The following is a 15,671-nucleotide window of genomic DNA, read 5'->3' as shown; positions in this document are numbered from 1 at the left end:
CCGCCAAAATCGCGGGAGGCATCACGGCGGGTAAGGTCATCCAGCGTAACCAGCCGGGTGCCCGAGTTTGGGGCCGAGCCCGGCTCATTGAACCCGATGTGGCCGGTACGGCCTATACCCAGCAGCTGCAGGTCCAGTCCGCCAAGCTCTTCGATCAGCCTTTCGTATTCCAGGCAAAAAGCGGCCACCTTATCGGCGGGGAGGGTACCATCGGGGATGTGCACGTTAGCCCGTTCAATATCCACATGGTCAAACAAATTCTCGTTCATGAAGGTAACGTAGCTTTGCACGGCATCGGGCTTCATGGGGTAGTATTCATCCAGGTTAAAGGTGATAACATTCCTAAACGAAAGCCCTTCCTGCCGATGCAGCCTCACCAGCTCGGCATACACTTTTATAGGGGTAACCCCCGTTGCCAGGCCAAGCACGGCCTGCTGCCCTGCAGCCTCTTTTTTACGGATAAGACCGGCAATGCGTTTTGCAACAGCTACCGATGCCGCGTTCTGGTCAGCGTACACCGTTACCGGAAGTTTCTCGTAACGGGTCTCTTCTAATAAATTTAATCTTGCCATAATGGGGTTTATATATTGCTATTCGGTTTATCTGAATTAAAATCGGCACAAAAAAAATCCCCACCGAAGCGAGGATTTCAACCAATTAACTATAAAATAATCCCTCAAGCAGGGACATCAAGTATGCATATTTTAATGATCTGTTATTCATCATTAATGCAAACTTAATAAACATAAATGTAACAATCAAGATACTTTTTAAAAAAATTTAAAAAGATTAAATCTGTAGGGCTTGCCTAATATCGTTTATAATATAATCAGGCTCCTCTAAACCAATATACATGCGTATCAGTTGATGACGTGGATTTATTTCGTGATAATCAGCTATTTGAATGCCTGCTAACGAAGGGATTACCAGGCTTTCGTGTCCGCCCCATGAAACCGCCATTAGGATGTGCTTCAAATTATTGCAAAAAGCCTCAATTTTCTCGAGCGATGAATTTTTTAGTGTAAAAGTAAACAGCCCCCCGCATCCCTGCATTTGCCGGCGGGCAAGGTCCGCCTGTGCAAATTCATCATCAAACGGCCACAATACTTTATCAATTTGCGGCTGCTGCCTTAGCCAAGCAATAACTTTTTTTGTCGTCTCGAAACTGCGTTGCAGGCGCAGGGGCAAAGTACGCATACCGCGTATGAGCAGCCATGCCGAATGCGGCGATAACGACGGCCCGATATTCATAAACTCATGCGAAAAAATCTGCCGTATAAGCGTTTTGCTGCCGGTAAGTACACCTGCAACCACATCAGAGTGCCCGCCGAGATATTTAGTTGCCGATTGCGCCACGAGGTCGATCCCCAATTTAACAGGCTGTTGGTAAATGGGGGTGCAATAGCTGTTATCGGTCATGGTAATGATGCCGCGCTGCCTGGCCATCGCGGCAACCGCTTCCAGGTCCTGTAGTTCGTAGCTAAAGGTACTTGGGCTTTCCAGGTAGATAAGCCGGGTATTTGCGCGGATGGCATTCTCTATATTTTCTACCCTGGTGCCGTCAACAAAGGTGCAGGTTATGCCAAACTTCGACAGGAAGTCGTTAAATAATCTGATGGTCCAACTGTAAGGGTTGTCTACGGTAACTACATGGTCGCCCTGTTTAAGCAGGGCCAGTATAGGGACGGTGATGGCAGCAATACCGCTGCTGAAAACCAGCGCATCTTCGGCGCCATCCAACGCGGCCAGTTTTTGACGCAGGATATTCAGCGTAGGGTTGTTTCCGCGCGAATAAAGCAGGGCATCAAACTCGTTGCTCAGCGCGTTGCGAAAATCACCGACGGTTTTAAAGGTGAAGTTGCTGGTTTGCACAATTGGCGGCGATACAGCGTTGAAATAACCATCGCGCTCTTCGCCAAGTTCGTTTAATATATACGATATATCCATGGGTCAGTTATCAGGCAGTAAGGGTTTTTGTTTATGGGTACTTAAGTAATAAACGGCCAACCCCAGCGCATATGCCGCCAGGCACCAAAATGCCGCAAACGGATTTTCTTTAAAGGTGATGAAAATGTTGATGGTAACAAACCAGTAAGCCAAAATGAACACGGCCGGTATAAGCGGGAACCATTTGATAACGTAAATATCTTTTGTATTGAGGTGTTTTGTTTTTTTACGCAGGATAAAAATAGTTAACGCGCAAAGCGAAAGGCCGATGGTATCAAAAAACATCACGTATTTAAGCATTTCGCTGAAGGAGCCTACAAAGAAAAGAATAACCAGGGCTGCCGCCACAAAAAAAGACATTCCGAACTCCTGTACCTGGGTTTTTGAGTTTACCTTTTTAAAAATAGCAGGGAGCATGCCATCTTCGGCCATAGCATAATATACCCTGGGATTGGCAAGTATGTTCACATTTACATACGCCAATACCGATACAAACATTAGTATTGAGGTGATCTTGTAACCGGTGGTGCCAAATATTACCCCGGCCAGCTTTGCTGCCAGTGTATGGGTTTGCTGCAAACCGCCAATGCCCAGCACCGCATAATAAACATAATTGATGGCCAGGTATAAAGCTATTACTGTACCTATCCCAAAGAAGATGGCTTTTGGTATATTGCTTTTAGCGTTGATAATATCACCCCCAAAATTAATGGTTTGCTGGTAGCCCCCGTAGGTAAAAAAAACCGCCACCAGGCTTAACCCGAATGCGCTTATAACATTACCGGTATGCGGCGCTATAGCAACCATGGTATAAGGTTGGGCATCGGTTTTAAAAACGGCCAGGCAAAGCACCAATATAGCCGCTACTTTAAAAATGGTTAAAACGTTTTGGGCGCGGGCGCTTAGTTTAATGCCTAAAAAGTTAATAACATATAGCAGCAGTACCGTGAAAATGGTAGTAAGCTTTGTACCGGTGGGGTTTTGCAGGCTATGAGGCAATAAAATGGGGTTGATGTATTCGGCCCCAAGCAACGCTACCGCTGCTACCGACGAGGCATTGCTGATAACCAGCACCCAGTTGATCATAAAAGCAAAGGCCGGGTGATAACAATACGAAAAAACTTTATAAAAGCCGCCTGTTGTGGGGTATCGCGCGCCTATTTCGGCAAAGGTTAACGCCCCGCAAAGTGTAACTATACCGCCAAATACCCATGCACTAAAAAACACCGGCACGCTGCCGGCTTTAACGGCAACATCACTCGGGCTGCCAAAAATACCCATCCCTATCACCAGGCTGATAACGATCATGCTGAGGTCGAAGCGATTGAGGCGGGGTTGAATGCTCATTATTATCCAAACGTTTATTTTTTGAATTTATATTTTAATTTAATTTTGTTTAATCCCGAAATCATTTAAATTCGTTTGTTGGTGTTTTACCTAATTAACTGGTCCTATTTTGAAGCAATTTAAACAAATATTACTTACGGGGATATTGTTGTTTTGTTTTGCGCCTGCATTGGTTGTTAAGGCGCAGCAGCGGCCTGTTAAATCAAACAAGGCAGTTAACAGGCCCGCGCCTAAACCGGTTATGAGCCCCCAACTGAAAAACTTTCAGAAACTTGCGTCGCAGGCCAATGTCAGCTTTTCGTTTCCAAACGGTTTCAGGGAAACAACCGCGCCAAACAACGAGGATTTTTCTTTCGACTATGCCATGGAGTTGCCAGGCAAGGATTTCGAGATCTGGTTTCAGGTAAAATCACAGAAAGAGAATTACGCGAGCTACCTGCGGTCGATAAATGATAAAAGTACCAGGCAGGCCAACCCGGATTCGTTGTACCTGGGCATGGGTACCGCGCATGCGTTGGCTTTTACAGGCGAACATCATTTTTTTACCCGTACCATACCACCCGCTTACCTTGCCAGGTATAATGCCGACGCGGGCAAAACATACCTGCTTAACCTGCTTGACCTGCCGGTAACCAAACACTATAAATACGCCCTGCTGATAACATTGCAAAAAGACCATATCGGCACTATCCTGGCGGTTTGTTTTGCAAACGAAAAAGGCCCGGATTTTTTTAAAAGCATCGACAAAGCCCGAAACTGCATTAGGTTTAACCCATAAATGGTTGGTAAATGTTAATAAGTTAGCGCATTTAAACGTTAATTTAAGTGCCATAAATTTATTTTTGCATCCGGGGCATATCAGCACCAAAAACACTTGATCTAAAACATGGCAGAAACAGTAAATTATGATGATGACAGTATCCGGTCGTTAGACTGGAAGGAACACATCCGCTTAAGGCCGGGAATGTACATTGGTAAACTGGGCGATGGTTCGGCTTATGACGATGGTGTGTACGTATTGCTTAAAGAGATCATTGATAACTCCATTGATGAATTTGTGATGGGCGCCGGCCGTACCATCGAAGTAAATATGAGCGATCATAAGGTATCCGTACGCGATTATGGCCGCGGCATCCCCCTGGGGAAGGTTATTGATTGCGTATCAAAAATAAATACCGGAGGTAAGTACGATAGCAAGGCCTTCCAGAAATCGGTGGGGTTAAATGGTGTGGGTACCAAGGCGGTTAACGCTTTATCAAATTCGTTCACGGTGCAAAGCTACCGCGACGGCCGCACCAAGATAGCTGAATTTGAAAAAGGTGAGCTGATACGCGACGAACCCGAAAAAGAGACTTCGCAGCGCAACGGTACGGCCATAAGCTTTATCCCCGACGATACCATTTTCAGGCATTACCGCTTTATACCCGAGTTTGTTGAGAACATGATATGGAACTACGTGTTCCTGAACGCGGGCTTAACGCTGAATTTTAACGGGCAAAAGTACCTCTCAGAACGGGGCCTTTACGACTTGCTGGTACGCAATGCCGATGCCGAGAACCTGCGGTATCCTATCATTCATCTTAAAGGGGATGATATTGAAATTGCTATGACGCACGGGCAGTCGTACGGCGAGGAATATTATTCGTTCGTAAACGGCCAGCACACCACGCAGGGTGGTACCCACCAGGCTGCTTTTCGCGAAGCGGTAGTGAAAACCATTCGCGAGTTTTATAAAAAGGAGTTTGACGCCGCCGATGTAAGGGCATCTATTGTTGCGGCAATAGCGGTAAAAGTACAGGAGCCGGTGTTCGAATCGCAAACCAAAACCAAGCTGGGCTCGCAAAATATTGGGCCGGATGGTCCGTCGGTACGTGGTTTTGTAAACGATTTTCTGAAAAAAGAACTGGATAACTACCTGCATAAAAACCCTGCGACGGCCGATGCCCTGCTGAAGCGGATATTACAATCTGAACGTGAGCGTAAGGATATCGCCGGCATAAAAAAGCTTGCCAACGACCGCGCCAAAAAAGCATCGCTGCATAACCGTAAGCTGCGCGACTGCAAGCTGCATTTTGATGATAACCACGAACGCAGGCAGGAAACCACCCTGTTCATCACCGAGGGCGACTCGGCAAGCGGTAGTATAACCAAATCGCGCGATGTGCAAACGCAGGCGGTGTTCAGTTTAAAGGGTAAGCCGCTAAATTGTTTCGGCCTTACCAAAAAGGTAGTTTACGAGAACGAAGAATTTAACCTGCTGCAGCACGCGCTGAATATTGAGGACGGTATAGACGGGCTGCGTTACAACAATATTGTAATAGCTACCGATGCAGATGTGGATGGTATGCACATCCGTTTGCTGCTGATGACCTTCTTTTTACAGTTCTTTCCCGACCTGGTAAAGGCAGGGCATGTATCTATCTTGCAAACACCCCTGTTTAGGGTGCGCAATAAAAAGCAAACCATATACTGCTACAGCGATGAGGAACGCCGCAACGCCATTGCCAGCCTTGGCAACAAGCCCGAGATAACCCGCTTTAAAGGGTTAGGCGAGATATCACCTGATGAGTTTGGTTTATTCATTGGCAAAGATATCAGGCTGGACCCGGTGTTTTTGAAAGGAGATAACATTAAAGCCCTGCTTGAATATTTTATGGGTAAAAACACGCCGACACGCCAGCAGCATATTGTGAACAATCTGCGGGTAGAGAAAGACGACGAAACAGTTAACCCTTTGATAGCCGAAAATTTGGACGAAGTTGAATTGCCGGTTGCGGTGTAGATGATATGATTAGAAAACGGTCATCTTGTTAATTTAGTAAACCTTAAGATGTACTGAAGCACCTTAAAGGCAGGGTTGTGCGGTTCCCTACCGACGGTAGGGAATTATACAAATACCTGTTTAGCGTCAACACACTTTATACAACATCATCACCATGAAATTAAAACTGTATTTATTTTTTATTTTACTTACAGCCGGCATAACGGCCAATGCGCAAACCGGCTTTCCGTTTGATAACGAGATACGCGATTTTAAACACCAGGACAGCATCAGCATGCCTGCAAAAAATGGCATCCTGTTTATTGGCAGCTCGTCTATCCGCAAATGGACGGATCTTGAGCAGCGCTTTAGCGATAAGCCCATTATCAGGCGGGGCGTTGGCGGCTGCACCATTGAGCAGGTGGTAGATTATTACGCCCCATACATTATATACCCGTACCAGCCGCGTAAAATATTTATCTACGCCGGCGAGAACGATATCGCCGCAGGCAAAACCGGCAAGTTTACCGCCCGCGAGTTTTATAAGCTGTGGGCCATGATCAAACAAAACCTGCCGCACGCCGAGATTTATTTTATGGCTATAAAGCCCAGCCCGAGCCGTGCAAAGTATTTCCCCGAAGTTAAAATAGCTAACGCCCTGGTAAGATCTTTTTTGAAGAATAAAAAGAAAGGGCATTACGTAGATATAGCATCGGTAATACTCAACCCCGCAACGCACCAGCCCGATACAAGCTTATTTGAAAGCGATATGCTTCACCTGAACAGTAAAGGCTATGATAAATGGCAGGCAGTGCTGCAGCCTTTAGTAAAATAATATCAAACACCGAATGTATAACACCCAATAACGAAGTGACAATTTCGGTGTTTGACATTCAGAATTCATTATTCAATAAACTTCTTAAGGCTGCTCTCCCCCCGGGAGAAGGGTATGGGGTGAGGCTAAAATAGAAAGGCCCCCCATTATATCGGGGAGCCAATCACACTCAAACACTAATTTTAACTATTTAAATACACTATAAACGTTCGTGATCTTCCAGCCGCTGCCGGTATTAGCAACGGTTACATAATTGCTGCGGGTAAAGTTGTCAAATTTCATATCAACCCTTACAACAGCCATATCGGGGTTGTTCTCTACAATTTCGGTACTGGTTGTGCACACCTGTTCAATGTTTTTTTCATGTTTCAGGTAATCGGTCATTTCTTTTTTGGTAAAGCTTAAAATGCTTTTTCCGCGCAGCATGCTAAACTTGGCCGATTGATCAACAACCTGGTTCAGGCCATCTATCCTGCCACGCGTCATGGCATCTACATAGATATTGATGGCGTGGGTTTTTGTTAAGTTAATTTCGGGGACATCGGTAGCTTTAGCCTGTATAAAGCTGCTGGTAACAATTAAGGCAATGCCAAGGGTAACTGATTTTAAGGTTTTCATAATTTTGAAATTAAGGTTGTAATTAATTTGTGTTTTTTATGACCGCTCAGTTAATAGTTACAGTTATAAGATGTACCCAGCCACCAAATAGTTACACCTTAAACTGTTAAAGTTGGCTATTTAACAAACATTTAACATTTGGCCCTGATATTATATATTTGGTGATGGTTGATTTTACTACCATTATTCATCGGCATAACGAGCACGGCGACAAAACCGGGTGGACTTATATTATCATCCCGTTTGACATCGCGCAGCAAATACTGCCCGGGAATAAAAAGGCGGTAAGGGTAAAAGGCTGGCTGGATGACTTTGCTGTTGCGGGTATGTCTATGATGCCGGTTGGCGAGGGGAATTTTTTGCTGGCCCTGCGTGCCGATATCAGGAAAGCTATCCATAAAAGCCATGGCGCCATGTTAAGGGTTAGGCTGGAATATGATAAAGACTTTAAAATAGAAATGCCTGCCGACCTGCAGGAGTGTTTTGACTTTGAACAACCCGAAGCGTTTGAATATTTCAGCAGCCTGGCAAAATCTCACCAGGGTTATTTTATCAAATGGATAACCGATGCCAAAACAGTTGAGACACGCGCCAGCCGTATAGCCAAAACCATTAGCGCGGCAATACGCCGCATGGACTACGGCGCAATGCTGCGCGAGCAGAAAAGGTTAAGGGAATAAGCAGGAAAATATTAGTCGCCCGGTTTATAGCTGTTGTTCTTTACAATAACTAACGCTTTAACGAACCGTCCTTGTTGCAGGTTATGCAATAGTTGCCCCAGGTGTGCCCGGGCATACTGCTGCCGGGCGTCGGCATTTGCCAGCTTAACGCTGCCCGCCCACATCCGGTCATGAAACTCCCTGAAACTGGGATAAGGACCTGTAAGATCAACAGGCTGGTTGGCGTTGAAGCAAATAAGCCCGAAAAAGGTGAAATAAAAAAAATGCAGGAGCTGCCGCATCAGGTAAAAGCGGGCAAGCTGGTAATCAGCGGCATCGCTGCCAAAGTAAGCTTTCAGGTATGCCTTTTCTTCAAGGTCATTGTTCACCGCAAAGTTGGCGATAACGGCAAGGTCAGTATAACGGTCGTTCAAAAAGGCGGCTTCCCAATCAACCAGCCAGGGCTCAGTTCCGTCAAAAAGGATGTTTTCGGGTTTAAGGTCGTTATGGCAGGCTACCAGGTCGCCATAGTTAGTAGGGTATGCCCGTTTGATCTGGTCGTAATGTTCAAAAAGCCTTGCTGCCATTTTGCCGGGCAGGGTACAGGCAGCTCTGAACTTTTGCACAAACCCATCCATTCGCTCCAGGTAATTCATCCGGTTGGGGAACGCGGGCAACGTATGCAAGCGACTGAGCAGCGTTGGCATTTTCTCCCTCGCCAGGTTCAGTTCAAAAGGTTTCGCCTCCACAAAATCAGTGATGCATAACCCGTCGGCAGCGTTGGTGTACCAAACACGCGGTGCTATTCCGGCTTCGGCTGCGGCTGTCATGCAGTTGTACCAGTGCGCGGGGTCGTTCACATTATTCATTTGGGTAATGATGCGCAGCAGGTACGGCTTGTTTTTTATCACGATCTTAAAAATAAGGGCGGATGAAAGGCCGGCTGTAAGTTGGCAAACTTCATCAAACCAGGTTACATCAAATGCTGTTTGCAGGGCACGTTCAACCAAAGGCCTTTTTTCTTCAGGGACCATAAACTATGTTGTAAAATGTTGGTTAATAGCCAAATTTATCCGCGCAAATACATTCAAAAAAATGTTTTGCAGTATAATTTTTTTGGCGAAATAAAGTGAAGATGAACACGTTAACCTAATGCAAGTTTGCTAAAAGCGACAAGCTGAGCTGCCAAAGCCTGCACGGGCTATCATTGTAAAACACGGTTGAAAAACCGCTGTTTGTGCATAAAATCTATACATCTGCATATCTGCACATCTGCACATTTCCCTATCTTTACCCATCCTTAATTTTTTTAGTTACAGCATGAGCGACGATCTGAACAATCCTGATACTCCTAAAAATAATAACGAAGAAAATATACTGCATAAAGTTACCTCGCTCGACGGGCTGTACGAAAACTGGTTCCTGGATTACGCCTCTTATGTAATACTTGACCGTGCCGTTCCGCACATAAACGATGGTTTAAAACCTGTGCAGCGCCGCATACTGCATTCGCTTAAGGAGATGGACGACGGGCGCTTTAACAAGGCGGCCAACGTAATAGGTAACACCATGAAATATCACCCGCACGGGGATGCTTCTATTGGTGATGCTATGGTGCAGATAGGGCAGAAGAACCTGCTTATAGATTGCCAGGGTAACTGGGGCGACCCTATAACCGGCGACTCTGCAGCGGCCCCGCGTTACATCGAGGCGCGCCTTTCAAAATTTGCGCTGGATGTTGTTTTTAACCCCGATACTACCATTTGGCAGGCCAGTTATGATGGCCGTAACCGCGAGCCGATAACCTTGCCGGTAAAATTCCCGCTGCTGCTGGCGCAGGGTGCCGAGGGTATTGCGGTAGGCCTGGCCACCAAGATATTGCCCCATAATTTTATTGAGCTGATAGACGCCTCGATAGCGGTACTTAAAGGCGACCGGCCAAACCTGCTGCCCGATTTCCCGACGGGGGGTATGGCGGATGCTTCGGCTTATAACGAGGGACAGCGTGGCGGCCGGATACGGGTGCGCGCCAAGATAGTTGAGCGCGATAAAAAAACGCTTACCATTACCGAAATACCTTTTACTACCACCACCGGCAGCCTGATAGACAGCGTTATATCTGCCAATGACAAGGGTAAGATCAAAATAAAAAAGATAGAGGATAACACCGCCCAGGATGTGGAGATAGTGATTCACCTGGCGCCCGGTATCTCGCCCGATGTTACTATTGATGCGCTTTACGCCTTTACCGATTGCGAGGTTTCCATATCGCCAAATACCTGTGTGATACAGGACGATAAGCCGCGCTTTATGAGCGTGAACGACATGCTGAGCGAAAGCACCTTCTTCACCAAAGACCTGCTGAAACAGGAATTGGAGATAAAGTTGAAGGAACTGATGGAAAAGATCTTTTTCAGTTCGCTGCTCAAGATCTTTATCCAGGAAGGGATGTACAAGCACCCCGACTACGAGAACTCGGCGGATTTTGAAGGCGTGCTGGTGGTATTGAACAGGTTGTTTGAGCCTTTCTTCCCGCAGTTTTATCGCACTATACTCCCTGAAGACTACAAGAAGCTGATAGATAAGCCGATGAGCAGCATTACCCGTTTTGATGTAAAGAAAACGGATGAACAGATAAAAGCGCTGGAAGCGGAAATAAAAACAGTAAAAAATCACCTGAAACACCTTACCGATTATACCATCGCCTGGTTCGAAAAACTAAAGGACAAGTACGGTAAAGACCGCGGCCGTAAAACCGAACTGCGCACCTTTGATAAGGTAGAAGCAGCACAGGTGGCCCTGGCAAACGTTAAGCTATACGTAAACCGCGAAGACGGCTTTATTGGCAGTGGGTTAAAGAAAGACGAGTTTGTGTGCGACTGCTCGGATATCGACGAGATCATCGTGTTTCGCGGCGACGGCAGGTTTATAGTAACCAAGGTGCAGGATAAAGTGTTTGTGGGCAAGGATATTGTGCATGTGGCCGTATTTAAAAAGAACGACGACCGCACCGTTTACAATATGATCTATAAAGACGGGCAAAGCGGCGTAAGCTATATTAAACGCTTCTCGGTAACGGGGGTAACCCGCGATAAGGAATATGATTTAACCAAAGGCAGTAAGGGTTCAAAAGTGCTGTATTTTACCGCCAACCCCAACGGCGAAGCCGAGGTGGTTAACGTACAGTTAAAGCCCCATCAAAAGCTTAAAAAGCTGCAATTTGACGAGGATTTTGCGCAGCTGGCTATTAAGGGGCGTAACTCTATAGGTAACATGGTTACCAAATACCCGGTTAAAAAGGTGATATTGAAGAGTAAAGGCATATCTACCCTGGCCGGCCGAAAGATATGGTACGATGATATACTGAAGCGCCTTAACGCGGATGGCCGCGGCAAATACCTCGGCGAGTTTGACGGCGACGACCGCATACTAACGGTAATGAGCAACGGTATTTACGAACTGACCAGCTTTGACCTGAACAACCATTTTGATGATAAGATGATTGTTATCGAGAAATACGACCCGTCAAAAGTGTTCGCGGTGGTGCATTACGATGGCAAATCAAAAAATTACATGGTGAAGCGCTTTGTGTTCGAAAATACCGTTATCGGTAAGCAAACCAGTATCATCAGCGACGAAAGCGGGTCAAAGCTCATCATCATATCCGGGGCGGCACAGCCTGTGGTAAAGGTTGACCAACTTAAAGGCAAAACGCTGATACCAGAAGAAGTGGAACTGAACCTTACCGACTTGATAGATGTAAAAGGCATGAAGGCGATGGGTAACCGCCTGTCGGTACACCAGGTAAAAAGCGTTGAACTGCTTACCGAGCACGACGATGCCGAGGATGTACCCGACCCGGCACCCGACTCGATAGAGGATACCGAAATTATCATTACCGGCGAGGACAAACATATACCCGATACACCTCCGGGTGCTGCAGAGGCAAACCCGCAGGCCGCGCCTATACAATCTGAGCCGGCAAAACCCGCTATAGAAAAACCGGCGGAACCGGAACCAACTAAACCGGTGGATGAAAAAGTTGGGGCGGCAGAGGCATCTGGAAAAACATTCGTGAATCCGGAAGAAAAGCCTTGGAAAACAGCGGAAAAAACTCAGGAAATACCGGAAAAAACTCAGGAAATTTCAAAAAAGAAGGTTGATTTTGAGATCACCAATCCGGACGATATCGAGATTGATGATAAGGGACAATTAGGTTTGTTTTAATACATAGCCGCGTTATGCTGAAGAGGATATTAGCTTGTTTCGTTTTAGTTTTTGGTATATTTAATATTGGCAGAGCCCAAACTGATAGCCATACCATCGCCCTGGGCGACAGCACCTTTTTGCTGGATGGTAAGCCGCTGCAAATGATCTCGGGCGAGATGCACTACACCCGTATACCACGCGAATACTGGCGCGAACGGATGAAGATGGCTAAAGCAATGGGCCTTAATACTATAGCCACCTATGTTTTCTGGAACGCGCACGAGCCGGTGCAGGGCAAATATGATTTTACCGGCAACAACGATATAGCCGAATTTGTGCGTATAGCCAAAGAAGAAGGCCTTTGGGTAGTAATGCGCCCAAGCCCTTACGTATGCGCCGAGTGGGAATTTGGCGGTTACCCCTGGTGGCTGTTAAAGAACAAAAACCTTAAGGTACGCAGTAAGGATCCGGCATTTTTCAACGCATACCGTAACTACATGATGGAAGTGGGTAAGCAGCTTGCCCCCTTACAGGTGAACCACGGAGGCAACATCCTGATGGTGCAGATAGAGAACGAATACGGGTCGTATAGCAACGACAAGGACTATCTGGCCCAAAACGAAAAGATCTTCCGTGAGGCTGGTTTTGATGGTTTGCTATTCACCTGCGATGGGCCGGGGCAGATACCTGCTGGTTACCTGCCGGGCTTTTTGCCTGCTGTAAACGGCGAGGACGAACCCGCTAAAGTAAAGGCGCTAATTAACAAATACCACAATGGCAAAGGCCCCTATTACATTGCCGAATGGTACCCGGGCTGGTTTGATAGCTGGGGTAAACCCCATAGCGGCAGCAACGCCGGTGAAGATGCCAAAAAGCTTGATGAGGTTTTATCGGCAGGGATCTCCATCAATATGTATATGTTTCATGGCGGTACCACGCGCGATTTTATGAATGGCGCCAACATGAGCCGCACCGAGGCTTATGCCCCTCAAACATCAAGCTATGATTATGATGCCCCGCTTGACGAGGCCGGCAACCCCACGCCAAAATATTTTAAATTAAGAGCAATTATCGCTAAACACTTACCTGCGGGAGAAACCCTGCCGGATGTACCCGAAAAAAAGCGCCGCACCTTTGCTTTGGAAGTGATCAAGTTAACTGGTGTTGCAAACCTGTTTAGCAATTTAGGTGCATCTGTAGAAAGCGACAGGCCACTTAGCTTTGAGGATATCGACCAGGGCTACGGCTTTGTGTTGTACCGCACCACCCTGGCAAACGCTGCAAGCGGGTTGCTGAAAATTAAAGAACTGCGCGACTATGCTACCGTTTATCTTAATGGTAAGCGCATAAGCGTGCTTGACAGGCGCTTAAAACAAGATTCGTTGCAGTTAGATAACCCAATACCAAACAGTGTGCTTGATATACTGGTAGAAAACAACGGCCGCATTAATTATGGTCCTTACCTAACCGATAACCGGCAAGGCATTACCGATAAAGTTACCCTGAACGGGCAGGAATTATTGGGTTGGAAAATGTACAAGTTTCCATTTGGAACAACCGATGGCTTTAAATACCTGCCGGCACAAAATCAGAACGAACTGCAGCCCGCCCTTTATCGCGGTACTTTCGCGCTGCGGGGGGTGGTTGATACTTACCTTGACATGAGTGGCTTTGGCAAAGGTTTTGTGTTCGTTAACGGCCATAACCTGGGCAAATACTGGGAGATCGGCCCGCAGCAAACGCTGTATGTGCCCGCAGCATGGCTAAAAAAAGGCATTAACGAGGTAATTGTATTTGATGAACTGAAAAGCGGTCACACCGAATTATCAACCTTCGACCATCCTGTTTTAAACCAGGTAAACTCACCTGCCTCCCAAAAGTAGCTTAGCGAGGGTTTAAACGATTACCTCCCAATGGTGTCGCCCCAAAAAGAAATTATATACAAACACAAAAGGCACCATTTTGGCGCCTTCTGTGTTTGTAAGTGTTTTATTGCTGATTACAGGATCAGGATCAATACCAGGATAATGATGATGATAGCACCAACTGAAAGGTAAACACCACCGCTACCCATTGCCTGGGCTTCGTGCTTAAGGTTTTTAAGCTCGGTTTTTAACTCTTTCTTTTCGGTTTTGTTCAGCTGAGATTTGTCCATTGCCTTGATCTCGTCAACACGCAACTTTATTTCCTCGATACGGGCGGCCTTCTGGTCTGCGGTCATGTGCGAAGCAGCTTCTTTGTAGGCATCCTTATTATCAGTAAAAGTGGCGGCATTACTGTTAAAGGCAGTTACGGTTAGTAACATGGTTACGGCAATTAGATAAATTTTCTTTTTCATAGTTGTAAATGTTGGAGTTATGTATTTTTAGGATAAGCGTAAAAGCAATTCAAATGTTTTAAAAACAATAAAATAAATTGTTTTTATATGCTGATATAGTACGACGCTTCAAAAACATGCCCAACAACTACTTTCTGAATGTTCTCTTTTTGCCGGATATCTTTTGGCTCCCCTGCCGAGTCGGCACAGCCGAGCCAGGGCTCGATGCATACAAAATCAGCGCCGGGTTTTGCCCATATCCCCAGGTAATTAAAATGCGGAAATTCAACCGATAAGGTTTGATCGTGCTTGTCGCTCCCGATGGTTACCATGCGCGATTGCAAATTTTTAAACACCAGGGCGTCCTGCGCAAACAGGTCGCGGGTTAAGTAAAGTTTTTTGTTTTGGGTAGATACAGGTTGCGTTTCGCCGCTAAACAAACCATCCTTGTTCAAAAGGTGCGATGCCAATTTTTCCTGTACCTCAAATTCCAGATAATAATCTTCAAATGTTTCGCCTGCGTTAAACGGTACGTTAAATGCGGGGTGCCCCCCAACCGAAAAATAAACAGGCTTATCATCCCGGTTAATAAGCTTATAGGTTACCCTAAGGGCATTGTCGATGAGCGTGTACAACACCTGGAAATCGAATTTAAAAGGATATACTGCAAGTGTTTTCTCGCAGTAGGGTAGCGAAAAGCCCGCATGAACGTCATCGCTGTCCAGCAAGATAAAATCCGACTGGCGCGCAAAACCGTGCCTGTTCATTGAATAGGCTCGCCCGTCAACGTGCAGTTCATTATCAAGCAAACCGCCAACAATAGGGAACAGGTTTGGCGCATGGTATGCCCAAACGTTTGGGTCGGCCTGCCATAGTTGCTCAACACCGGTTTCTTTATTAAATAACGAGGTAAGCTGAGCGCCTTTGCTATCGATGGCAACTTTCAGAAATTCATTTTCGAGCGAGATCATGCGTTGT

General features: G+C 46.2%; 13 protein-coding genes. 6 read left to right on the top strand and 7 right to left on the bottom strand.

Going from position 1 to position 15,671, the window contains the following annotated elements:
• From HDC91_RS09155 to HDC91_RS09145, 3 genes are all read right to left on the bottom strand, one after another.
• Positions 1–572 (bottom strand): 6-phosphogluconolactonase (locus HDC91_RS09155; protein WP_183550813.1); only part of this gene is annotated, 572 nt, incomplete at its 3' end.
• Positions 573–789: 217 nt separating this feature from the next.
• Positions 790–1,947: a PLP-dependent aspartate aminotransferase family protein gene (locus tag HDC91_RS09150; RefSeq protein WP_183550810.1), complete on the bottom strand. Its 1,158-nt coding sequence runs from the start codon at positions 1,945–1,947 to the stop codon at positions 790–792.
• Between the two features lie 3 nt (positions 1,948–1,950).
• Positions 1,951–3,294, bottom strand: coding sequence for an APC family permease (locus HDC91_RS09145; RefSeq protein ID WP_183550807.1), 1,344 nt, complete (start codon positions 3,292–3,294; stop codon positions 1,951–1,953).
• A 109-nt stretch (positions 3,295–3,403) separates the two neighbouring features.
• Between HDC91_RS09145 and HDC91_RS09140 the strand changes: the two genes are divergently transcribed.
• From HDC91_RS09140 to HDC91_RS09130, 3 genes are all read left to right on the top strand, one after another.
• Positions 3,404–4,072 (top strand): hypothetical protein, encoded by a 669-nt coding sequence (locus HDC91_RS09140; protein WP_183550805.1) that lies wholly within the window; start codon positions 3,404–3,406, stop codon positions 4,070–4,072.
• 108 nt (positions 4,073–4,180) lie between these two features.
• Complete coding sequence (locus HDC91_RS09135) at positions 4,181–6,076, top strand: DNA topoisomerase IV subunit B (RefSeq protein WP_183550802.1); 1,896 nt, start codon at positions 4,181–4,183, stop codon at positions 6,074–6,076.
• A 154-nt stretch (positions 6,077–6,230) separates the two neighbouring features.
• Positions 6,231–6,890: a GDSL-type esterase/lipase family protein gene (locus HDC91_RS09130; RefSeq protein ID WP_183550799.1), complete on the top strand. Its 660-nt coding sequence runs from the start codon at positions 6,231–6,233 to the stop codon at positions 6,888–6,890.
• Between the two features lie 186 nt (positions 6,891–7,076).
• Here the strand turns inward: HDC91_RS09130 and HDC91_RS09125 are convergent, their stop codons facing one another.
• A complete protein-coding gene (locus HDC91_RS09125; protein ID WP_183550796.1) occupies positions 7,077–7,508 on the bottom strand; it encodes a nuclear transport factor 2 family protein in 432 nt (143 codons plus the stop codon).
• Positions 7,509–7,672: 164 nt separating this feature from the next.
• Between HDC91_RS09125 and HDC91_RS09120 the strand changes: the two genes are divergently transcribed.
• Entirely contained in the window at positions 7,673–8,188 is a 516-nt protein-coding gene (locus tag HDC91_RS09120; protein ID WP_183550793.1) for a YdeI/OmpD-associated family protein, read from the top strand.
• 11 nt (positions 8,189–8,199) lie between these two features.
• Here the strand turns inward: HDC91_RS09120 and HDC91_RS09115 are convergent, their stop codons facing one another.
• A complete protein-coding gene (locus HDC91_RS09115) occupies positions 8,200–9,201 on the bottom strand; it encodes a phosphotransferase (protein ID WP_183550790.1) in 1,002 nt (333 codons plus the stop codon).
• 286 nt (positions 9,202–9,487) lie between these two features.
• Between HDC91_RS09115 and HDC91_RS09110 the strand changes: the two genes are divergently transcribed.
• Entirely contained in the window at positions 9,488–12,394 is a 2,907-nt protein-coding gene (locus HDC91_RS09110; RefSeq protein ID WP_183550788.1) for a DNA gyrase/topoisomerase IV subunit A, read from the top strand.
• Positions 12,395–12,408: 14 nt separating this feature from the next.
• Positions 12,409–14,259, top strand: a complete 1,851-nt coding sequence (locus HDC91_RS09105) for a beta-galactosidase (protein ID WP_183550785.1) — start codon at positions 12,409–12,411, stop codon at positions 14,257–14,259.
• 116 nt (positions 14,260–14,375) lie between these two features.
• On the opposite strand, the gene HDC91_RS09100 is transcribed toward HDC91_RS09105, so the two are convergent.
• Positions 14,376–14,714 (bottom strand): hypothetical protein, encoded by a 339-nt coding sequence (locus HDC91_RS09100; protein WP_162430937.1) that lies wholly within the window; start codon positions 14,712–14,714, stop codon positions 14,376–14,378.
• A gap of 83 nt (positions 14,715–14,797) precedes the next feature.
• Positions 14,798–15,664: an aldose 1-epimerase family protein gene (locus HDC91_RS09095; RefSeq protein ID WP_183550783.1), complete on the bottom strand. Its 867-nt coding sequence runs from the start codon at positions 15,662–15,664 to the stop codon at positions 14,798–14,800.
• Positions 15,665–15,671: the final 7 nt, after the last annotated feature.

The sequence above is a fragment of the Mucilaginibacter sp. AK015 genome, from assembly GCF_014200785.1.
In the GTDB taxonomy this organism is placed as follows: domain Bacteria; phylum Bacteroidota; class Bacteroidia; order Sphingobacteriales; family Sphingobacteriaceae; genus Mucilaginibacter.
Note: the sequence above shows the minus strand (reverse complement) of the source record. Positions and strands in the feature narration are given on the sequence as shown.

Excerpts from the sequence above, each read along its gene's own strand:
- HDC91_RS09150 (WP_183550810.1), bottom strand. The coding sequence starts at position 1,947 with ATGGATATATCGTATATATTAAACGAACTTGGCGAAGAGCGCGATGGT.
- HDC91_RS09145 (WP_183550807.1), bottom strand. The coding sequence starts at position 3,294 with ATGAGCATTCAACCCCGCCTCAATCGCTTCGACCTCAGCATGATCGTT.
- HDC91_RS09135 (WP_183550802.1), top strand. The coding sequence starts at position 4,181 with ATGGCAGAAACAGTAAATTATGATGATGACAGTATCCGGTCGTTAGAC.
- HDC91_RS09130 (WP_183550799.1), top strand. The coding sequence starts at position 6,231 with ATGAAATTAAAACTGTATTTATTTTTTATTTTACTTACAGCCGGCATA.
- HDC91_RS09125 (WP_183550796.1), bottom strand. The coding sequence starts at position 7,508 with ATGAAAACCTTAAAATCAGTTACCCTTGGCATTGCCTTAATTGTTACC.
- HDC91_RS09120 (WP_183550793.1), top strand. The coding sequence starts at position 7,673 with ATGGTTGATTTTACTACCATTATTCATCGGCATAACGAGCACGGCGAC.
- HDC91_RS09115 (WP_183550790.1), bottom strand. The coding sequence starts at position 9,201 with ATGGTCCCTGAAGAAAAAAGGCCTTTGGTTGAACGTGCCCTGCAAACA.
- HDC91_RS09110 (WP_183550788.1), top strand. The coding sequence starts at position 9,488 with ATGAGCGACGATCTGAACAATCCTGATACTCCTAAAAATAATAACGAA.
- HDC91_RS09105 (WP_183550785.1), top strand. The coding sequence starts at position 12,409 with ATGCTGAAGAGGATATTAGCTTGTTTCGTTTTAGTTTTTGGTATATTT.
- HDC91_RS09100 (WP_162430937.1), bottom strand. The coding sequence starts at position 14,714 with ATGAAAAAGAAAATTTATCTAATTGCCGTAACCATGTTACTAACCGTA.
- HDC91_RS09095 (WP_183550783.1), bottom strand. The coding sequence starts at position 15,664 with ATGATCTCGCTCGAAAATGAATTTCTGAAAGTTGCCATCGATAGCAAA.